20 protein-coding genes and 1 rRNA gene are annotated in these 21,417 nt (G+C 40.2%); 17 read left to right on the top strand and 4 right to left on the bottom strand.

The features are described from left to right. The first annotated feature begins 11 nt into the window (after window positions 1-11). The 5 genes from rrf (at window position 12) to BV375_RS31100 (ending at window position 4,898) form a co-directional block, all read left to right on the top strand. Window positions 12-129, top strand: a 5S ribosomal RNA gene (gene rrf, locus BV375_RS31120). Window positions 130-539: 410 nt separating this feature from the next. Beyond that, complete coding sequence (locus tag BV375_RS31115) at window positions 540-2,072, top strand: glycosyltransferase (protein WP_086767728.1); 1,533 nt, start codon at window positions 540-542, stop codon at window positions 2,070-2,072. An 86-nt stretch (window positions 2,073-2,158) separates the two neighbouring features. Continuing rightward, complete coding sequence (locus tag BV375_RS31110) at window positions 2,159-3,280, top strand: carboxylate-amine ligase (protein ID WP_086767727.1); 1,122 nt, start codon at window positions 2,159-2,161, stop codon at window positions 3,278-3,280. A gap of 13 nt (window positions 3,281-3,293) precedes the next feature. Next, window positions 3,294-4,079, top strand: coding sequence for an SAM-dependent chlorinase/fluorinase (locus tag BV375_RS31105; protein ID WP_086767725.1), 786 nt, complete (start codon window positions 3,294-3,296; stop codon window positions 4,077-4,079). 270 nt (window positions 4,080-4,349) lie between these two features. Further along, window positions 4,350-4,898, top strand: a complete 549-nt coding sequence (locus tag BV375_RS31100; protein WP_086767723.1) for an isochorismatase family cysteine hydrolase — start codon at window positions 4,350-4,352, stop codon at window positions 4,896-4,898. Between the two features lie 297 nt (window positions 4,899-5,195). Here the strand turns inward: BV375_RS31100 and BV375_RS31095 are convergent, their stop codons facing one another. Together BV375_RS31095 and BV375_RS38925 are read right to left on the bottom strand one after the other, a co-directional pair. Continuing rightward, window positions 5,196-5,450 (bottom strand): hypothetical protein, encoded by a 255-nt coding sequence (locus tag BV375_RS31095; protein WP_086767721.1) that lies wholly within the window; start codon window positions 5,448-5,450, stop codon window positions 5,196-5,198. A gap of 235 nt (window positions 5,451-5,685) precedes the next feature. Beyond that, on the bottom strand, window positions 5,686-5,820 hold the full coding sequence (locus BV375_RS38925) for a hypothetical protein (RefSeq protein WP_279432927.1): 135 nt from the start codon (window positions 5,818-5,820) through the stop codon (window positions 5,686-5,688). Window positions 5,821-6,154: 334 nt separating this feature from the next. On the opposite strand from BV375_RS38925, the gene BV375_RS31090 reads away from it, so the two are divergent. The 3 genes from BV375_RS31090 to BV375_RS31080 all read left to right on the top strand — a co-directional run bounded on the left by BV375_RS31090 (window position 6,155) and on the right by BV375_RS31080 (window position 8,642). Next, window positions 6,155-7,177, top strand: a complete 1,023-nt coding sequence (locus BV375_RS31090) for a 2-oxoglutarate and iron-dependent oxygenase domain-containing protein (protein WP_086767719.1) — start codon at window positions 6,155-6,157, stop codon at window positions 7,175-7,177. A gap of 324 nt (window positions 7,178-7,501) precedes the next feature. After that, window positions 7,502-8,020 carry a hypothetical protein gene (locus BV375_RS31085; protein ID WP_243714108.1) on the top strand — a complete coding sequence of 173 codons (519 nt, stop codon included), beginning with the start codon at window positions 7,502-7,504 and terminating at the stop codon, window positions 8,018-8,020. Window positions 8,021-8,408: 388 nt separating this feature from the next. Continuing rightward, on the top strand, window positions 8,409-8,642 hold the full coding sequence (locus BV375_RS31080) for a Nif11-like leader peptide family natural product precursor (RefSeq protein ID WP_086767715.1): 234 nt from the start codon (window positions 8,409-8,411) through the stop codon (window positions 8,640-8,642). 54 nt (window positions 8,643-8,696) lie between these two features. Here BV375_RS31080 and BV375_RS31075 read toward each other — a convergent pair whose 3' ends face one another. Beyond that, entirely contained in the window at window positions 8,697-8,804 is a 108-nt protein-coding gene (locus BV375_RS31075; protein ID WP_243714107.1) for a hypothetical protein, read from the bottom strand. Window positions 8,805-8,872: 68 nt separating this feature from the next. Further along, window positions 8,873-9,250 (bottom strand): helix-turn-helix domain-containing protein, encoded by a 378-nt coding sequence (locus BV375_RS31070; RefSeq protein WP_086767713.1) that lies wholly within the window; start codon window positions 9,248-9,250, stop codon window positions 8,873-8,875. 91 nt (window positions 9,251-9,341) lie between these two features. On the opposite strand from BV375_RS31070, the gene BV375_RS31065 reads away from it, so the two are divergent. The 9 genes from BV375_RS31065 (at window position 9,342) to BV375_RS31020 (ending at window position 21,329) form a co-directional block, all read left to right on the top strand. Continuing rightward, on the top strand, window positions 9,342-9,938 hold the full coding sequence (locus BV375_RS31065; protein WP_086767735.1) for an isochorismatase family protein: 597 nt from the start codon (window positions 9,342-9,344) through the stop codon (window positions 9,936-9,938). A 497-nt stretch (window positions 9,939-10,435) separates the two neighbouring features. Further along, entirely contained in the window at window positions 10,436-10,804 is a 369-nt protein-coding gene (locus BV375_RS31055) for a hypothetical protein (protein ID WP_086767709.1), read from the top strand. Between the two features lie 323 nt (window positions 10,805-11,127). Continuing rightward, on the top strand, window positions 11,128-12,465 hold the full coding sequence (locus BV375_RS31050; protein WP_086767707.1) for a ParA family protein: 1,338 nt from the start codon (window positions 11,128-11,130) through the stop codon (window positions 12,463-12,465). After that, complete coding sequence (locus BV375_RS31045) at window positions 12,462-13,154, top strand: Rho termination factor N-terminal domain-containing protein (RefSeq protein WP_086767705.1); 693 nt, start codon at window positions 12,462-12,464, stop codon at window positions 13,152-13,154. The genes BV375_RS31050 and BV375_RS31045 overlap by 4 nt, the downstream gene beginning before the upstream one ends. 424 nt (window positions 13,155-13,578) lie before the next feature. Then, window positions 13,579-14,154 (top strand): hypothetical protein, encoded by a 576-nt coding sequence (locus tag BV375_RS31040; protein WP_086767703.1) that lies wholly within the window; start codon window positions 13,579-13,581, stop codon window positions 14,152-14,154. Between the two features lie 191 nt (window positions 14,155-14,345). Continuing rightward, window positions 14,346-14,684, top strand: coding sequence for a XisI protein (locus BV375_RS31035; protein WP_086767701.1), 339 nt, complete (start codon window positions 14,346-14,348; stop codon window positions 14,682-14,684). Window positions 14,685-14,874: 190 nt separating this feature from the next. After that, on the top strand, window positions 14,875-16,425 hold the full coding sequence (locus BV375_RS31030) for a cytochrome P450 (RefSeq protein WP_086767699.1): 1,551 nt from the start codon (window positions 14,875-14,877) through the stop codon (window positions 16,423-16,425). 349 nt (window positions 16,426-16,774) lie between these two features. Next, window positions 16,775-19,006 (top strand): hypothetical protein, encoded by a 2,232-nt coding sequence (locus tag BV375_RS31025; protein WP_086767697.1) that lies wholly within the window; start codon window positions 16,775-16,777, stop codon window positions 19,004-19,006. Window positions 19,007-19,019: 13 nt separating this feature from the next. Further along, the gene (locus BV375_RS31020; RefSeq protein ID WP_086767695.1) at window positions 19,020-21,329 is read left to right on the top strand and encodes a hypothetical protein; all 2,310 of its coding nucleotides are present in this window, start codon (window positions 19,020-19,022) and stop codon (window positions 21,327-21,329) included. Window positions 21,330-21,417: the final 88 nt, after the last annotated feature.

Below are 21,417 nucleotides of genomic sequence, written 5' to 3'. Positions count from 1 at the left end.
CTCAAAGTTTTCCTGGTGTCTATTGCGCGGTGGAACCACACTGACCCCATCCCGAACTCAGAGGTGAAACGCTGCTGCGGCCACGATAGTTGGAGGGTTGCCTCCCGCCACAATAGCTCGATGCCAGGTCTCTTAATTACGCACAAAGCCTCCTAGCTTGGATAATAGCTAGGAGGCTTTTGTTATTAGATTTAGATGATGATGCATTAATCGATTTGCGATCGCACAGCACATTTCTCAAAAGTACTTGGAAGCTTCCCAGATAAGACTCAAGGATAGGCACTGGTTAGCATTTTATGTCATCCGATATATGTGAGCAAGCCACAGTAGCGATTAACTTAAGTAGTAGAAAGCATTAGAGAAATGCGCGAATCCTCTGGGTATAAGCCAAAGAAACCCTTGAAAGTCTTTTGGCTGACTTTTTGATGGCGCTCATGTATAGCCTTAGTGCTTGCACTTTTTATTCTTGGAGGTCTGAATAGTGCCATCTTCAGGCATAAATTTTAACAGAGAAATCAACCTGTATTAGGAAGTGAGCCATGCACATTGGATTTCTTAACCCTCAAGGCAACTTCGATTCAGGTAACAGTCACATTACTAAACATCCAGATTTTGGAGGTCAACTAATCTACGTCAAGCAAGTCGTCACAGCAATAGCTCAAAAGGGTCACACAATTGATATTCTCACCCGCCAAATCATCGACCCAGAGTGGCCAGAGTTTGCTGAAGTGTTTGATAGTTATCCTGGTTTAGATAACGTCCGGATTATTCGATTACCAGCAGGGCCAAAAGAATTTCTGCCTAAAGAGTTGTTGTGGTCTCATCTGGTTACCGATTGGGTACCCAACATCCTCAAATTTTATCAACAGCAGGGTGGGTTACCCGATGCTATGACTGCTCATTATGGCGATGGTGGACTGTGTGGCGTTTTGATTGAGGAGAAGACAGGCATACCTTTCACCTTTACTGCTCATTCTCTCGGTGCCCAAAAAATGGACAAATTGGAGGTAAATCCGGAGAATTTAGCAGAAATAGAGAAGCAATTCCATTTTAGATACCGCATACTAGCCGAACGCTTAAGCATTAATCGCTCGGCTATGAATATCACCAGTACACAACAGGAACGCTTTGAACAGTACTCTCATCGACTCTATCATGGGGCGGTGGAAGTAGACAACGACAACTGCTTTGCAGTGATTCCACCAGGAGCAGATTTTTCTATCTTCAGTAGCCAGGCACGTTCCCACAACGAGGAAGCTATCTATCAGTTTCTTCAGGAGCGATTGGCACGAGATATTCCAGAATCACGTCGGGATTTGCCAGTGATTGTATCATCCAGCCGATTAGAACTGAAAAAAAACTTGTTAGGACTGGTGCAAGCCTTCGCAAACAGCCAAAAGCTTCAGGAACGAGCTAACTTATTGCTGCTAACAGGAGGGCTAGACGATCCGCTGCGAGAGGAGGCTAGCGACGATATAACCGAAGAGGTATTAGCTCCTATCCGAGAGATTGTCGAAGAAAACAGCTTATGGGGTAAAATCACTGCCTTCGGCTTGCCAAGCCAAGAACAAGAGTCACTGGCTGCGGCCTATCGGTTTCTGGCTAAACGGCGCTCGGTGTTTGCCTTAACTGCGCTTTATGAACCCTTTGGCTTGGCTCCCTTAGAAGCTGCGGCTACAGGATTGCCTGTGGTAGCAACGAAGAATGGAGGCCCCAGCGAGAGCCTGAGAGATGGAGATCAAGAATATGGCGTACTTGTTGATCCAGAAGATTCTGCTGATATTGGGCAGGGCTTGGAGCGCTTACTATGCGATGCTCATGAGTGGGAGTATTTTGCTGATGCTGGTCAGCAAAGGGTACTGAATACATACACTTGGGAAACTACTGCCCAAAACTATTTGACCTTAATAGAGCAGATTTTGTCCTCGCCTGAGGCACACCGTGCAACTAATATTCTTCCAATTCATCCTTACTTCCGTAATCCACAACCACAGACCGATATCTCTTTGGAAGAATTGAAAAATCTCTATTTTGGGTCTAACCAAATAGCACTAAGTACACCTAGCCCTTAAAAGGATAGGAGCTCTTAAACTGATTAAGATTAAAAGTTGCCGTTCCTGCTAACAAAGTTTGTGAACAACTACAGGAGACACTAGGTATGCCATCCGAGACTGAAGAATTTACTATTGGTGTCGAAGAGGAATATCAAATTATTCATCCTGTAACACGGGAGTTGAGTTCGCGTGTAGAACGCATTCTCCCGCAAGCCCAGAAAGTTCTTGGGGAGGAGGTGCAGCCAGAAGCGCAGCGATCGCAGATAGAAATTGGTACACCTATCTGTCGTACGCTAGCTGATGTGCGTTCTGAACTGGTGCGTTTGCGGCGCGAAGTAATTGCAGCAGCAGCCAAGGACGGTAAGCAAATTGCCGCCGCTGGGACACACCTGTTCTCGCACTGGGAAGACCAAAAACTCACGCCCAAAGAACGTTATCAAGGGCTGATGCGAGATTATCAACAACTTACCCGCGAGCTCGTTATTTTTGGCTGTCATGTCCATGTGGGAATAAGCGATCGCTCTTATGCTATTAACGTAGTTAATCGTGCCCGTGTTTGGTTAGCGCCGCTGTTGGCACTGGCAGCATCTTCACCCTTCTGGTTAGGTACAGATACAGGTTATGCCAGCTATCGTACTGAGATTTGGAGCCAATGGCCCATATCTGGAGCACCACTGATTTTTGAGTCATTAGCCGAGTACGAAAAGCTTGTACAAGCTTTGGTGGCAACAAAAAGCGTAGAGGATGGGACGAAGATTTACTGGGATATACGTTTGTCAGAGCGCTTCCCCACAATAGAATTTCGGATCACAGATGTCTGCCAAACGGTAGACGAAGCGGTAATGGTAGCTGGGCTTGTACGGGCATTGGCACGAACTTGTTATGAACAAGCTATACAGGATAAACCCTTTCCCAGAGTGCGCCACGAACTTATACGTGTTGCTCACTGGCGCGCCGCACGCTACGGATTAGATGAGGATTTAATCGACTTTAGTGAGATGAAAGCCGTTCCAGCGCGGAATCTGGTTGAGAGCTTTCTTAACTTTGTGCGTCCATCGCTTGAGGAGTATGGAGAATGGGATGAAGTCTCTTCTCTTGTACAAGAAACTATGCAGCAAGGAAACGGCGCAACACGGCAGCGTGAAGTTTACAAGCAAACAGGAAGCTTGGAGGATGTTGTTGATTTAATTGTCCGGGACACAGCAAAAGGGATAGCGTCAGTATAGGAGACAGGACTTTATGCTAGTTCACATCATCGCTGATTATGGCTTCGGCGACCTTGCTTTTGCAGAAGTCGTGCAGCGACTCAAACTCTATCTACCAGATGCTGAACCAATACTTACACCTGTGCCAGCTTTTGCTACACTTGCGGCAGGATTCTGTATTGCGCAGTTAGGTTTAAATCAAGCCCCCGCCGGGACAATAATTTACCACAACGTTGCACCCCGTGAAGATGACGGACAGGCACGTGCTAGTAATGCAGGTGAGCGTCTGGCTTTCGCACGCTTACCAACGGGTGTGCGCGTAATTGGCGTCAATGCTGGTTATGCCTTCTCATTTGTGCGCGATTTAGCAGTGGAGTTGCGCTGGGCTGCTGTTGCGGCGGAAGGTTCACAGTTTCGTTCTCGCGATTTGTTTCCCGAAGCAGCAGGAGCGATCGCCTTAGGTCAACCTGATGCTTTAGGTGAAGAGATTCCCCGTTCTGATATACCTGATGTGCCGCCTAACTGTATTGCCTATATTGATGGCTACGGTAATTTGAAAACCACTATTAAGCATGAGTCTAGTTCTACACACCAAGATGATACTGTGCTTTTGCAAATTGGTGACATAGAACGGAAAGCGACGAGAAGCGATGGCAGCTTTGCCGTTGAATCGGGACAGTTAGCTTTTGCGCCTGGTAGCAGTGGTTGGACTAATGCACAAGGTGAACAGACACGCTGGATGGAAGTTTTCCTTAGGGGTAGTAATGCCTGGGAATCATTTAATTGTCCATCAATCGCTACGCAGATAAATATCAGTTAAGGGTGATCCAGAGTCAGAAATATCAAAATCCGGCGTTGCATAAATGTGGTATGAATTAAAATTTTTGACCAAAGCTAAAGATTGATTCTACCTTTCTCCTGTCGGAGACGCTACACGTAGCTTGCTTAAGCGTAGGGGTACGGGAACGCTTGAGAGCGAACGCGCCTTTGCGCGAAACAAAATTCATTCCATCAATCAGTAACGCCCAAAATCTCATCTTAAGAATACGGAATCAAAAAAACTACATTATCATTGTTTATTACTTTTCTCATGTCCAATCCATTAATCGTCGTTGATGTTCAATCGGGTTTTATCAATGAATTTACTCATCACATCCCGCAGCGAGTTGCCCGTTTAATCGAGCAAAATGATTATGCACCAGTTTTATTTACTAGGTTTATTAACACCCCTGATGGACCGTATCAGAAATTCCTTGATTGGCACAGCTGTACTCATGAACCAGAAACTAATATTGCCTCAGAACTACAACCTTGGATTAAACCAGAAGTAGTTTTTTCTAAATTGGGGCTGTGCGGGATACCCGATGACATGACAGGCTACTTTCGTAAACACTGTTTTGAACGGGTTTTCATTGCAGGGATTGACACTGATATGTGTGTGTTGAAAATAGCAATGGATTTTTTTGATATTGGCATTGAACCTATCGTCTTAACTGATTGCTGCGCTAGTACAGCAGGCTTACAAGCACACCTCGCAGGGTTGGCGGTACTCAGCCGAAATATTGGTGCTTTTCGTCTGCGTGAAGCTGGTCTTTCTGAAGGTTCGCTAGCTGCGCCAATAGACAAAAGCAAAGAATAAAAATTCAAAGAAAAAGTGTTGCAAATTAACTTCTTTCGAGGTTTTAAATATAGAACCACCGATAAACATAAAAATGTACACAGAGAAATATCATTGTAGATCTGTCTTGAAAAGTTATGAGCAGAGAAAGCCTTTGCCCAGAGTTTTCACTGTGTACAACTGTTATTGGAGTCTGATTTAGATTTTTTGCCAGAAATCTATTTATGATTAGGCGATCGCAAAAAAAGCTTGTATATAGATGCATTCATTGTCAACTATCTAAAGTAATCTCTCAAAACACATGATTATGATATATGTTTAATCATTTATTAGAGATATAAGACGAGAGAACCAGTAGACAATTTCTGGATCGCTGTATGTTGTTAGTCGAGCGATTTCTCGAGCTAGCTGATACGCTTCTTCACCTTTAGAATGATTTGTTAGTCCTGCATGATTGAGCAATGCTGTTTTTAAATCGCCAGTATATGTAGGCAAGTTATGACCTTTTGTATACTTAATTTGACAAAGAATAGGATTCCAGTCAATCTTTTTAGCAGTAACATGTGAATCCATAATTTTTTTACATTTTTTAGTTGATAATTTTAATGTATTCTGCTATTTAGGTAACAACAAATACTTTTTCTGTTTATACTGATAAATATAAGTTATTAAAGTGATGCCCGATAACAAGCATCATTTTACAATGTCAAACAATTTTAGATTTTGAATTGACTCCCTACCTGAAGCTAGGGGTTTGAGTAAAGAATTGTAGATTTTGGATTTGTTCCAAAAATAAATTTACTTGCTCTCATACCATTTCACAAAAAATATGATGTAGATGTAGGTTGGGTTGAGGAACGAAACCCAACATTCCAAAGTCTTTTAATTGTTGGGTTTCACTCAGTTCAAACGCCACTTCACTCAAGTCGGGAAACCCGCCCACGTGAGTGGCTCCCCAACCTACGCATCTGTCTCATTTTTTCCTGGAATTGGTATCAGATCTTTTTAAATTTTAAATTTCCAATTTTATTATTTAAAATCTAAAATTCGGTGAAGTTAAATTGATCATAGATTTAGCGATCGCTACATTCGTGGTAAGCGTAGCAGAAATCTGTTTGCACCTTATCCTATGAGTAATAAAATGGCAATTCCTAACTAAATATCAAGAAATTCAACAAAATATTCTGATCAAAGCTCTCACCAGTTCGACCGATATGTGCGCCATAATTCTTTTTATGTGAGTGTTATACACTGCACAAAATGAGGATGATAGTAACATGAAAATCTCGCAAGTTGTGGACGAAGGATTTGCGCAAGTTCCAGTAATTGATATCAGCGCGTTGGTTTCTGGAAAAGGCGATCGCTTAATAGTTGCATCTCAAATTGGACAAGCATGTCGTGAGTGCGGGTTTTTCTATATTGTCGGACATGGCGTAGATGAAGAGTTGCAGCAAAGGTTGGAACAACTCAGCCGAAAGTTTTTCGCCCAAGATTTGGAAACTAAACTGGAAATCCGCATGGCTTTGGCTGGGAAAGCATGGCGGGGATACTTTCCAGTTGGGAGCGAACTTACATCTGGTAAACCCGATCTCAAAGAAGGGATTTATTTTGGTGCGGAACTAGGAGAGGATCACCCGCTGGTAAAAGCTGAGACACCTTTGCATGGTTCCAACCTCTTCCCCGCCAACATCCCTCTATTCCGCGAAACGGTGCTGGAATATATGGAGGCGATGACGCAACTTGGACATACGCTAATGGCTGGTATTGCTTTTAGCTTAGGACTGGAAGAATCGTATTTTGCTCAACGTTATACATCAGATCCGTTAACTTTATTTCGGATTTTTAATTATCCCCCAGATTTATCACCGCCTGAGGAGAAACAGAGGTGGGGAGTAGGAGAACATACTGACTACGGTGTTTTGACTATTCTCAAACAGGATAATTCAGGCGGATTACAGGTGAAATCTAAGTCACGCTGGGTTGCTGCGCCTCCTCTTGCTGGTTCCTTTGTTTGCAATATTGGCGATATGCTCGATCGCATGACTGGAGGTTTGTATCGTTCTACACCTCATCGAGTTCAAAATGTGTCGGGATGCGATCGCCTTTCATTCCCTTTCTTTTTCGATCCTAATTTTAATGTAGAGGTTAAGCCGATTCCACTAGATGGGTTGGTGATCAATGACGATCGAGAAGAACGTTGGGATAAAGCTAGCGTTCACGACTTTCGCGGAACCTATGGTGATTATGTATTGAGTAAGGTATCTAAGGTATTCCCGGAGTTACAACGAGCAGTTTTGTAGCGATTTAAGTAGGTCGGCGTGAATATTTATCGTTGGGATGAGGCAGGAGGCAGGAGGGAAGAGGGTTTAAGCCTATTTGATTTTTCAAAACATAGTTTTGTTTTTCCACACCGTTCTATTTAGCAGATAGTTTATGCTCTCAAAGCCACTAAATCTCAATTACAACTCTACTTCACCATTGTTATAAAGGATACAATATTTTCTCTGCTTAGTAGAGTGATGAAATTTCATCGACTTCTGTTTACTTGTATCCCCATTTGTTTAATATTGATCTGCATTATAGTTTGTGCAGCTTTTCAATTACCTGGCAATCAGCGGACTAAATTGTGTGATAGTACCAAAACTCTTACACAAATCGCAGTTAAAAATTATGATGATTCTGGAGTTAAGTTGCGTGATGGAACGTACATTATAAAAGTTTCTCTGGCTGGGAAAAAACAACTAAAAGTAATTATCTTTCCAAAAGCGCTTTCTCCTCAAACTTGGTCAAAAGTGCCTCAATCATCGATTCAATATATTGGCGAAGGTGGCGATGATAGTTGGCAGGAATGGTTGCGTCCCGACTATTTTTATTTGCTCACAGTTCCTCCACAAGCAACAGGTTTAGCTTTTGGAAGACTCTGTTATCGCAATGGCGATGTTGATGTTGAGTTTATCAAAAAGCTGAAACAAATTTCTTCAGGAAAGATCATCATTAATAATAAAATTTATATTTCGCATTCATCTCCACTACCAACAATTAATCCATATACTGTAATTGTCAATACTGGTAGTAATTATCGGGATAGTCTCGGTACTCAAACAGAGGTATATTTCACAACAGACAAACTCAAGAGTGAATGAAGTTTCTACCAATCAACCTTAGAGGAGCGATCGCTCCTGAATCTTGTGAATTGCCGTTGGACGTAGATACAAATCTGCCCATTTGGGCTATTTAGTGCTTGCTGAAAGGGTTTGAGAGCTTTGGGTTTCCTCTAAATTACTAAAAGCGATCGCCTTTTAATACTGCGCAAGTACTACGAACTTGCAAAAATCAGACTGAATCTCGTAACCAAGATAGTTGTATTAGCCGAAAGTTATATTTTTTTGTCAAAATCATTTTATTTTCTCTATTAGTTTTAAGATCAAGGTCTATAACCTGATTTAGGGTATTCTCTACTAGACTTGGTAACACAACAGGAGTCTAGTTACTAAATTCCAATCTAATGTTTTAAACAGGAGATGGATTGTTATGCCACAAAAAAATGCTGCCCAACTTTTTAAAGCTGTAAAACAAGACCAAGCATTAAAGGAAAGACTTAAAGCCACAGCCAATCCAGACGCCTTTATCCAAATTGCTAAAGAGCGTGGCTATGACTTCACAGTTGAAGAACTGGAGGCTGAAATCGACAGATTGTCTGAAGAAGATTTAGCCGCTATTGTTAATCCAGGATGGGGCCCTAGACGGCACATTCATCCTAGATAATCTCGTTCTAAGCAATTGAAAGTATAAACAAATTTGATTGCTATTGCGTATTTATTAACACTCTTGAATCTTCTGAATAGCCCTTTGTGCATAGATGCAAACTTCCCGATCTGGGTCATCTAATGCTTGCCCAAGGGCATTCAGAGCTTCAGGGTTACCCAAATTACCAAGAGCGATCGCGCTAATGCTGATATTTTAATAGTGCTAGCGATCGCATTCACAACTGCCGATTAATGTTCAGCATTGTCATATTTATTTCTGGCAGCCTCTACATTTTGAAAGTTGACTGTTGACCATTCACAAAGGCTTTTCAAAACTTGATTTAAAGTTTGCCCTAAAGGGGTTAACGAATACTCAACCATTGGCGGTATAACAGGATAGACTTTGCGCTCAATCAGTCCATTCCGTTCCAAGTCGCGCAGAGTACGAGTGAGCATTCGTTGAGAAATATCGCCAATTTCTCGCTGCAATTCACCATAACGTTTTGTTCCACGTGAGAGAACATATAAAGCTGCTACAACCCATTTATCAGCAACGAGATCGAGAGTTTGCCGCAGATATGGGTGGGAATCAAGCACGTTAGAACTAGGTGTTTCAGGTTTATGCATACATTTTTGTGCGTATAGCACTATTTTGTTCCTACTTGCTGATTGAAAGAAACATACACCATAATCTACCCGTAACTTCATGGAACTGAAAATGAAAAGTAAATTTACGGTTCATGATTCAGCAATGCTGTTGATTGACCATCAGCAAGGCACAATTAAACTAGCTCGAAATTTGCCACGAGAAGAGATCGTGCAAAACACCCGCGCTCTGGCTCGCACTGCTAAAGAAACAGGTATGCCACTTGTTTTAACTAGCAGTATGGAAACCGAGTTTCAAGGCTTATTGCTGGAAGATTTACAAAACATTGCGCCAGAAGAATACGCGCAGAGAGTCAAACGTCCCGGCGTTGTGGATTGTTGGGAATATGAAGAATACAAACAAGCCGTTGAGGCGACGGGTAAAAAGAAGCTGATTATGGCAGGATTAACCAATGATGTTTGCATTGTATATCCAGCAATCAGTGCTGTGGAAGATGGGTATGAAGTGCAAGTTGTAGTTGACGCAGGCGGCTCGCCAACAACGCTAGCTGATGAAACTGCTTTGCGGAGAATGGAAAATCACGGTGTCACACTCACTTCCACAAATCAAGTGATGGCAGAGTTAGCAGTATCCTGGTCTCATGATTTTGGCAAAACGATCCAGACAATTATGTACCAGGAAATTCTCTCAAAATTGATAACCGAGTAGTGAGAGTTAGTGGTTCAGTAGAATGAGCGATCGCACTTTAGAATGGTGGTATTTTAACAGTGCGATCGCTCCGTGAATCAACTTTTGTAACTCTTAGACTAGCGTTTGCAACTCTTAGACTAGCGTTTGTAACTTTTAGACTAGCGTTTGTAACTTTTAGACTAACGTTTGTAACTTTTAGACTAGCGTTTGCAACTTTTAAACTAGCGTTTGTAACTTTTAGACTAGCGTTTGCAACTTTTAGACTAGCGTTTGTAACTTTTAGACTAGCGTTTGTAACTTTTAAACTAGCGTTTGCAACTTTCAAACTAGCTTTTGTGACTAATTTCAGCAAATATACCCTTAGCGATCTAGTTTGCTAATCCTAATGCTTGCAAACTTCTGTAGCTTCACTGTGGCTAGTGCCTCCGCCCATTGCGTATTGTGATTGTATATAAAAAACACCGTAGAAAAAACTATCGGGGTTTTCCATATCAAAATTCAAACAGAAAAATTTTATGTCGCCACGCAAACGCAATTCGACCGCACTCACCAAAGCTGAACGACGGATTGAAGGAATGCAGATGATTAATCCTCAGTTAGACTTTGGTGATGGGTTATCAATCGCTAGTTACAACAATAAAATTCTGGAGATCCGAGATAAGCTAACCGCTTACAATCAAGCGCGAGCAATGGTGGAAAAGACACAGAATGCATTATCACAAGCAGAAAGTGAGTTGAATACTCTTTCTGAGAAAATGCTGCTGAGTATTGCATCTCGCTATGGCAAAACTAGTGACGAGTATGGGATGGCTGGTGGAACACGCAGGTCAACCCGAAGGAAAGCACGTCCGGCGGTAAACCAAACAGTCATATCTGCGGAATAATTATTTAAAATTTGACATTAGTTAGTGGAATTAGCCAGCAAAGAGGTAAATTGAGAAAATAATTTGCCTTTTTGTTTGCATAAAATATCAAAATAAGTAGCTCAACATAATTAAACGTCAAATGTCATTACGAGCGAAACGCAGTGTAGCGAAGTAATCGCAAGAAATCTATTTTACGTTTTTCAAAGTTGACCTACTTAAATGCACAATCTAGTCTTTTACTTATTGAAATATATTTTCTCTACATAATCACCTTATTTAATTAATAATTGTCCTCAAATGGGAACACTAGACCAAGACCTTGCTGGAAGTCAACTCATACTATGAGCGTCACAATTATTAGCCTTCGAGAAGCCCTGCAAAGCCTTCCCGAAAATGCACAAGAACCTGTTGTAAACGACTTTTTCGCTTCTCACTTGTTGAGGGCATTAGGGTTTCAATCTGAAGAAATTTATCCCGAATATAATACTGGCGACGGCGCTGTTGATAAAGCAGCGAGGAAAACTATTGATGATGATGCCTTTTTACACACAAAATCTAATCCATACCTTCTACTTGAATTAAAGGGTAGAGATATTAATCTATCTGAAGATGCTGCACAATATCAAACAACTGTTAAGCAAATAAAGCGTTATCTACTTGCACCTAATTGCAAAACAGTACAGTGGGGGATAATTACTAATTCTTGCCATATTCAACTGTTTCGTAAGCATGGAAAAGTGATCCATCCTGCGACAAAATGTCTTCCAATTGATGCAAATAATATTGATAGTGTAATTGCTTCAATTCGGCAAAAAATTGAAAATCCGGCTAAAGCATTAACCATTGCAGTTTATAACAATAAGGGAGGAGTTGGAAAAACTACAACTACCGTTAATTTAGCCGCAATATTAACTTTTTTGGGTAAAAAAGTTTTAGCAATTGATTTTGATCCTAACCAACAAGATTTAACGAGTTCTTTAGGTCTTCCATTAAGTAAAGGAAGTGTATTTGAAGCTCTTACAGAAAGAGATGTAGAACTTCAAAGTACTTTACATCCTTATAAAATTCCTCTAAAAAAGCTTAGTAGCGAACTCAGGTTTGATGTTATACCCGCCGATCAAAAATTGATAGATGAACCTGAAAATCGCTTACGTAATCTTCTAAAGCTTCACACTCTTTATCGCAAGCTAGAATTGTCAAGGCAAGAATATGACTATATTTTGATAGACGCGCCACCTAACTGGCGAGTATTTAGTCAACTGGCTGTTTATGCGGCTGATGTCATTCTTATTCCCACAAAGCATAATAATCTTTTCTCTTTAGAAAATGCAGCAATGGCAATGAAGAAGTTTATTCCAGAAGTACAATCTCAAAAAGCTGATGGTAGCCCTATTCCATTGCCAATTTTTTTCAATGGTGAAAAGATGACACCACCTCAATTAGCAGTTGCTCAACAAGAAATTAGTAATATTATTAAAACTGCTAAAAAGGAAGGCTTTGATTTACTGTCTTACTTCTATCCCAAGTATAGCAATGCTAAAAAAGACCTTCATATTCATGAGGTTCCAAGCTACGCTAACATAGCTGGTGCAGCTTTCTCGCGTATTCCTGCGGTTTATCGAGATCGCTCTGCTCATGAATATTACAAAGATTTAGCACAGGAGTATTTTTTACAATGAATAGTCTCAGCGATATTGGAAATTTAATGCATTTATATCTGGATGAAATTGACCCAGGTGAAGGAACTGATGCGCCTGAATTTTTAATCAAAGCTTCAGCCCATTTGCTTAACCAAAAAGGCGGACGCAATTGGATTCCAGTGATTGTCAAAGAAACTGGCAAAGATAAGTATCAAGTAATTGCTAACTCTTTCATTTATGCGATTGCAGAAGAAGCTGGCTTGGATCGGGTTTGGTGCATTATCACCGATGGTAGTGATGAGACAGTTGAAGTAACAAAAATACTTGCAGGCGAAAAAATTCCAAAAATCAATCTCTCTAAGGCATCTAGGGAGGAAATTAAAGCAGCATTAGAGTATTTAGTCAAGCAACCAGATGGTGCTCTCAAAGCAGTTAAATCTGCTATAGCTACAAACCGTATTGATGAAGCTCCCCGTCAATATTGGAAAACATTAGAGCCAATCCTTAATCTGAAATGTGGAATTACCAAAGGCAAAAAACTTGATGCTTTAAATCAAGTTTTTTATCTTACTCCTCAACCAATGCCAGATACAATTACCGACGCTGATATTCTCAAAACAATGTCAACGGCTGAACTAAAAGTGATGGCAAAGAAACGAGGAATCTCTGGCATCAGTAAGATGAAAAAAGATGATCTTGTTGTAGCCTTGAGTAAGCCTCTAAAATAGCAAGTATTTTAACAGTCTGTAGTGGCGTGACAAGACTAAAATGTTGCAATAAAAAATGTTTGTAGTTGCGCTTTAGCGCCCTATAAATTAGAAATATAATGCACTGCTTTAGCCTACACACGCCAGTAGGGTGTGTTATGCCGTAGGCTAACACACCTTAAATTGTTGATGGTGGGTCGGTGCGTTGCGCTGCGCGACAACACACCCTACATTTAAATTCTTTAGTAAATTAAGGCAAGATTATTCCGATCGCTTACAGAAGTGCGATCGCAGTTATTTAGACTGATAAAACAAATTGCAAAGGAGTGAGGTAAAAATGATAGTTAAGCGTAGGGAACAATGTTTCTTATTTGTGTAGGTTATTTACTTGAAAAACACTGAATGGCAAGCTTAGTCAATACAAAAATGAGGAATCAAAACAAATATGGCATCATCTAGATGGTGGGCAGTTTTTTTAGCAGTTGTTACTGTTGAAGTAATTTTACTTATAAAAGTATTAACCAGCCAAGCAACAATAGAGCTACTTCTTGCCATCGGAGTAGTTGCGATTCTACTAATCCTAACTCTTCGTATTGAAGATTTAAGTGGAGTATCTCTTAGTAAAGATGGATTAGAAGCAAAGCTGAATAGCATCAAAGAAGAAGTTAAGGATAAAGTCAGTCAGCTAGGAGAAGATATTAATGAACTCTTAATTTCAACGGTTTTAGATGCGTATGAGTATATCACTCTTAGAAAAATTACAGGTGACGAAAAAAATGATAGCTATCAATTTAATTATCCGAAAGGTCAAGATTTATTGGAAAGATTAAGAAATAGAGGGTTAATTGATGAAATAGGTGGCAATTCAATTTTTAATGATAAAAGTAACAGACCAATAAACGTTAGATCTCATTTCGTTATTACCGAAAGAGGAAAGAGATATTTGGATGCGCTCGATCACAAAAGCCTTGGTAAGGAGTTGGAAAATATTGCTAAAAGAACAGGGTATAAAAGTAGATGATACCATTGCTTTTTAATAATAAAACAGATACGTGGGTAAGGGTTTAGCATTGCTAAACCCCTACTAACAATATATATGTCTCATGATTTTCTTGAATTGGAATGAGCGACAGGTCAAGCAAACATTTATATTTGCGGAGTGATTGTTTGAACAAATATTGTCTTTGATGATGAAAATGAGGCAATCGTGCAATGGATACCCGATTAAAATACCAACACATTATTAAAAGCGTACTCCGAAATCATGCCGATTATCGAACTGCGCTAGGTGATGGTTATGCTTCTCAAGTTTTATTTGATGATGAACGTGGGCAATACTTAGTTTTAGATATAGGTTGGAGTGGTGACAAATATCTTCATGCCACACCCATCCATTTAAGTTTAATTGCTGAAAAGATTTGGATTCAATGGGATGACACTGAAGAAGGTGTAGCAAGTGATTTGCTAGAAGTTGGAGTTCCTAAAGAAGATATAGTTCTTGGTTTTCGTCATCCTAAAATACGGCAACATACAGGTTTTGCTGTGGTGTAGCTTAGACATGGGAAGGTAGTTGCAGGCATAGAAAGATTAAGTGTTTAATCAACCTTAGAAGCATTGCGCAGCACAACAACACTACCGTTAAAAGTGAGAGCGATCGCTCGATGAAAACAAGCTCTGCGAATCTGGAAACAATACGATAGTATCTGGGTAATCTGAAGTTTTTGGTTGACAAGGCGGAATCATGTTCCAAGAGATTACTGCTCAGATTGCTTATTCCTCTTCATTTCCATATTTAGCTATCGGCGTTACTAGCATAGCGGGAACACTTGGGTGGCGTTGGTGGAAGCAAAAAAACACATACAAATCGCTACAATCGCTTCCTTCTCCGCCCAAACATTGGCTGTTAGGAAATCTTCCACAAGTATTAGCAGCCGTAAAACAGAAAAAATACTTCAAATTAATATTTGATTGGAGCCAGCAGTTAGGGCCGATGTATGTTGTCTGGACTAATAGCTATCCAGTTGTGGTTTTGAGTAAGCCAAAAGTTATCGAAGACACCATTATCAATGGTATGAGAGATGGTAGCTTAATTAGATCTGAGCGATCGCGCAAAGCTTGGAACGATATCAGCGGCCCCATTCTTTTGGGTGAAACCGGGGCTGAATGGCAATGGCGACGCAAGGCTTGGAACCCGGAATTCAGTTCTAGCAGTCTCTCCAAATATGTGGAAATTATTAACCAAGCCTGCGAACAAGTAATTGAGACACTGAAGAAAGCTGCACCACCAAAAGAAGTTGAGGTAGATCCTCTGTTTGTAGAACTGACAATGAGGGTGATTTCTTCTCTAGTACTAGGCATTCCTGTAAATAGAAAAAGTGTTAGTCAGGAAGGGCCACCCCTAGAAGTTGCCAAAGTATACGAAGCAATGTCTATTGTCGGCTATCGGTTCCTACGCCAAGCAACTGGCGAGAAACGATGGATGAAATATCTGCCAACTAAAAACTCACGAGATTATTGGGCAGCAAGACGATATTTAGAGGAATTTCTCACTCCCCGTGTAGACTTAGCTTTACAGATGCGAGAACAAAATCACACCGATTTACCACAGGTAAGTCCTTTGTTCCGGGAATCAATGTTAGTTAAAATCGCTGCCAAAGAACCAAAATACAATCGGGAAACTTTAATAGCAGAATCTGTAGAACTCTTAATAGCTGGTACTGACACAACTGCCCATAGTTTATCCTTTGCAGTAGGAGCATTGGCCTTAAATCAAAGGGTTTTTCAGCAAGCAAGGGTCATCGTTGACCAAGCTTGGCAAAGTCAAAGCGGTTTTAATATAGAAAGCCTCAAAGAATTAGCTTATATTCGCGCAATTTTCAAAGAAATTTTGCGCCTTTATCCAGTTGCCACAGGCTCGACTTCATTGGAAACTCAACGCGACACTGTAATTGAGGGTCAAGTAATTCCTCGTGGTACGAGAGTATTCTGGTCAATACTTGCGGCTGGAAGAGATCCAGAAGTTTATGCTAATCCCGAAGAATTTCTGCCAGAGCGTTGGTTAGACAAGAGTAAGGAAACAAGTTCACTGCCAATAATAGGCTTTGGCTCAGGGCTGCATCGTTGCTTGGGAGAGCATCTTTCAATGCTGGAAGCAACTGTGATGCTGGCATTATTACTCCGCTATTTCGATTGGGAGTTAGTCAACGGTCGTTCTTCTCTGGAAGATTTACAGCAAAACCTATTAATTTATCCCTCTGATAAAATGCCAGTACGCTTCCGGTTGAGAAATTAGGGTTCATCAACAGCATCATTTTATAATTCATTGCCAATTAAAATGAAGGGTTTCCAGATAATGTAGTGGAATGACACGGCTAAAATAGTGCATAAAAATTTAAATATTTTAGACTGGGCAATGCTTATCAAAACCCAAATATGATAGGCATTGCTAGCTATACCTATGATTTTTCAGTAAAAGATAAATTTGTTTAATATATTAATTTTATTTATAGATTTTATCTAGATTGACAGATTTATTTGCACAATATATTTATAAAGTTAACTCAAGGTGCTATTACCAAAATTTGTGTTACTACTAATTTTCTAATACTGCTGACTTCGCAGAATTAAGATTATAAAATTTCATGCAAAATAATGTTATAAATGCCAGTCTTTCTACTCAAAATTTAACCTTCCGTCCTGGTGGAACTCCAGTTTTATTTGAGGTGACTGTCAATAATGACAGCGATCGATTTGCCAATTTTCAAATAGAAATTACCGCTGCGGGAGAAAATCGCAATCCTGAATATCGCTGGTATAAGCTGGAACCAGAAGTAGCAGCGGCCAAGCCTCCCGGTAGTACTACCACTTTTCAGGCCTTCGTTTTTAATACACCCATTCCTGGATTTGTGGGTACAGTCAACTTGACTGTGAAAATTTTCTCTCCGCAGTTAGGACAAGAACGTAGACTTTTACTGCGGTTAAAAATCGAGGCAGATAATCAACCAGCACTTTTGAGTGTGGAATTGCCTGTACGAGAGTTCCAAGTATATCCGCGTAACACTGTAGATATACCAGTACGAGTCCGCAATTTGGGTCAGCAAATTGTGAATGTAACGCTGCGGTTTATAGGTGTGGATTTTTCTTGGCTTGTCAGCAGTGCAGAACGGCGCTTTTCCCTAGATCCAGGCGGTCAAATAGAAGTCATATTTCAATGCCAACCTTTATCTGTAATCCAAGCGCCTAGTGACATTTACCCTTTTACTATTGAAGCCATCAGCAATAATGGTTATCCGGCTAGCACTGAAGGTAATCTGGAAGTTTTACCTGTAGGTTTTATCGAGTTTACTACTACCCAAAAGTCCCAAAGAATTCCGCAAAAACTTAGTTGGTTACCTAACTGGAAATCTGATACAGCTTTTTTTGAATTGCTATTTAGAAATGCTAGCAATCTGTTTCAAGAAATTAATGTACAGCTTCAGGGACGCGATTGGCGCAAATGTACTTACAAGACGTTACCAACAACGGCCAATCTTAATTTAGGAGAAACTAGCAAACTAATTTTAGATATCAAAATAAAACGTCCTTGGTTAGGAATAGGCAAAACTTTACTTTTAGAAGCTAAATCGGAATTATCAGATCAACGTTTAGGTAGTACAGACCCCGCTACCCAAAATTTAGAATTAAAAGTTTTACCGATTTTACCTTTATGGTTACAGTTGGTTATTCTGGCATTCATACTTGCATTGCTAGCATTCTTGTTAAGACCAGAGCCAATTATGCATACTCGTTCTGTGAACTCAATCGGTTTTAGTGGCATTGGTTTGTCTGTTGTCAGTGGTTCAGATGATTGCACATTGAGACTTTGGAATATTAATAACAAGCACTTAGAACCTGCAAGCATTACCTATGATGGTCAGCCTGTTGCGTGTGGTAGACAGCACAAACCCAAAGGTTTGTTGGCAATTACCGATGATGCTGTAGAAGTCGCGCGTTTTATGCCTGTAGAAAACGATCGCGTTGCGGTTGGTTTAGATAATGGTGTAATTGAACTTAGGGATGTCCCCACAGGTAGAAAAAGAAACGAACTGCAAGACCAAAAAGATCCCAAAGCTAAAGGTGACAGAGTATTTGACTTAGTATTTACTAAAAATTCTTTGGATTTATTCAGCGGTTATGGTAGTGGTAAGGTAAGACTATGGTCGAGAACATCGACCAACGATGATTTCCAGCCAGAACCAAAAGCAATTGACCTGCAAACTCAACAGAAGTTATCAGGTTTCCAAATTCGGGCTTTAACTCTGAGTCCAGATGATCAAACTCTAGTGATGGCAGGCAACTTTAAACGTTTCTTATTGTGGCAATGGCATCTACCTCAAACAAAAAATCAAATTAAAACTTTAGCAGTACAAAAACTCGAAAAGCTAGATCCAAGAACAGGACGCGAAGACTATGTTTGGGGATTAGCTTTTGTGCCTAACTCTTCAGAAAAAATCCTCGCAACTTCTGACTCGGCGGGATACATTACAATTTGGAATTTAAATCAATGTCAAATTCCAAATCCCCAAAATCCAATCGCTGAATTAAATTGTCCAATCTTAGACCGCTGGTCAGCAGCGAAAACTTCAGTGCGGAGTTTGGTATTTAATGAAGATGGTCGCCTGTTAGTAAGTGCTGGCGATGATGGACGAATAATGATGTGGTATTTAACCCCCGAACACAAGCTTGATAAACTTAAAGCAGCCACAGGTGAAATAATTTATCAAAGTACCAAGAGAATCAACACTATTGATCTGAAAACAATTAATCAAACAAATGCGATCGTGAGTGGTAGCGAAGATTTTCAGGTACAACTACATTCACATCCTATTAAATAAGGGAGTTGGTAACATGCAAGCTAAACCTAGTCCCCTGGAAGTATTTATTAGTCCACCTGGTATTCAAGATGCTATGCCAGGAGATACGATCGCACTCCATGCTGTTGTCACCAACATAGGAGAACAGAATGCGATTATTGATTTATATTTAAATTTTGATGAACAATTTAAAAATATCACTGGATTATCTAGCGTTCCTAGAGAAAGTTGCGCGATCGCAACTCAACAAAGTAGTGACGAAATAACATTTACATTTGAAATTCCCATTGATGCTAATCCTGGAACTTACGACTATACCTTAGTTGTAGACGCGCCTCAACATTATCCTCAAGACACTCCGATTAACTTCCCACGCCAGCTGAAAATTGTACCCAAAGAACACACCGTAATTCGCGCAAATGATTCAACTTTTTCCATTAAACCCAGCAGTAATACTAATAAGCCGCTAATTTGCAAACTTCATGAACCTTTGCTATTAGAGGTAACAGTAGAAAATCGTTCTCAGTATGTAGACCGATTCCGCCTAACTTGCCTCGATTTAGACGATGATTGGTTTACAATCAGTTATCCTACAACGGGAGTAGAAGGGCCGGGGTTATTGTCTGATATTAATGCCCTAGCGCTCAACCCTGGTGATTCCGGTAAAATATTGTTAAAATTTCATCCGCCAGCCGATACTTTAGCGGGGAACTATTCACCCACCCTGCGTTTATATTCGGAAAAATTTCCCGATTTAGTATTGCTGGATTTGGTGTATATCCAAATTCCTATAAGTTATGACTTAGATGTACAACTAAATACCATTCTGGGGCAAGTTAGCCGTAGTCCTGGCAAGTATGAATTATCCTTGGTTAACCAGGGTAACATTGTCCGAGAACTGATATTTGGTGTTGAAAGTCGTGATGAAGAAAGACTCTTTACCTACAAATTTGATCCGGCTGAGTTAAGATTATTGCCCAGCAAAACTTCTGAAACTAATCTGACATTAAAACCTCGGCCTTGGTGGCGAAAACCTTGGTTTGGTGCAGGGCAAATTATCAACTTTCAAGTCAACATCTATGATAAACAAAATTTCCTTCTACCTGACTCATTACCGCAGGGAACTTTACTTTGGAAACCCCGCCCCTTATGGCAGTTTATATTATTAATATTACTGATTTTAGGTTTCTTGGGTGGGATAGGATTTATTATCTGGAAAATTTTAAATCCCCCGCAGTTGAAAATAGAAAATTTTAGCGCCAATAGCCCTCAACTTACTGAAGGCGAAGATGAGGTAGCTTTGAGATGGGACATTCATAACTATAAACAGTTAGAAAATTTAATTCTAATCGTTAAAGGGCCACAACCCATTAAGCCAATTACCTACGATTTTCGGAATGGTATTCCTGAGTCGCTAGGTAAGCAAAATGCTAATGAAATATCACCTTGTATCGTCCAAAAACAAATAGATTTGATTTGTAACAATATTAAAACTGGGATTAACAGCAAAGGTAATTACACTTTTGAGTTACAAGGCTTGTATCGCCAAGGTAATGCATTATTTTCGGAACCCGCTAAAACAGATACCCAAACAACCCAAGTAGTCATCACAGAGAAACCAATAGCAGAAATTGTTGATTTTAAAGTCAATAAACCACAGTACAAAACAGGAGAAAATATTCTCGTCAATTGGACAATTACCAATCCCTTACTGCTGGCAGAAACTCAGCTTACTGGCAGTACAGAGGAAGGAACATCAACAAGCAATCCCATAATTTATAAATTCAATCAAGGTATTATCGGCAACTCTAAACTAAAGAATTCCTGTAAAGAAGTAAATCGCCAACTGCAATGTACAAATATACCCATACCACCATTGAAAGCTGGAAAATATGCCTTTGAATTAAAAGCTTTATCAAATAATGGTAGCGATAAAATTAGTGCTAAAAAGACCGAAGGCAAAATAGAAGTTTTACCCAAACCAATTAAGATTGTTTCTTTCACAATTAATGGTAACGAGCAACCAAATCAGTCACTCAAAGAAGGAGAAACCGCTACTTTAACTTGGAGGGTAGAGGGAGAAGATATTCAGATAAAGCTGCTACCATACGGCAACGATCTTAAACCAGTAGGTTCGCTACAACTGCCGGTGATTTCAGAATTTCCACCGCAAATTGCATTGCAAGTAATTGACAAATCTGGTAAGCAGCAACCGCAGCAAAGAGGATTTGCGATCGCAGTTATCAAAAAAGTTGTACCTACTCCCACACCAACTGTAATTACTCCAGTTCCACAAGCTAGCCCAGTTCCGCCTGTATTTTTACCCGGAACGAATAACCGTTGAAAATCTAGTTCTCCAAGTTCTAGATACCCGTAGCTACGCGCAGCGTTACGACAGCGTAGCAGTGGACACTGTGGGCAAAATATTGCTT

The sequence above is a fragment of the Nostoc sp. 106C genome, from assembly GCF_002154725.1.
Taxonomy (GTDB): Bacteria; Cyanobacteriota; Cyanobacteriia; order Cyanobacteriales; family Nostocaceae; genus Aulosira.
The sequence above is the reverse complement of the archived record's forward strand: the minus strand, read 5'-3'. Positions and strand labels throughout refer to the sequence as shown.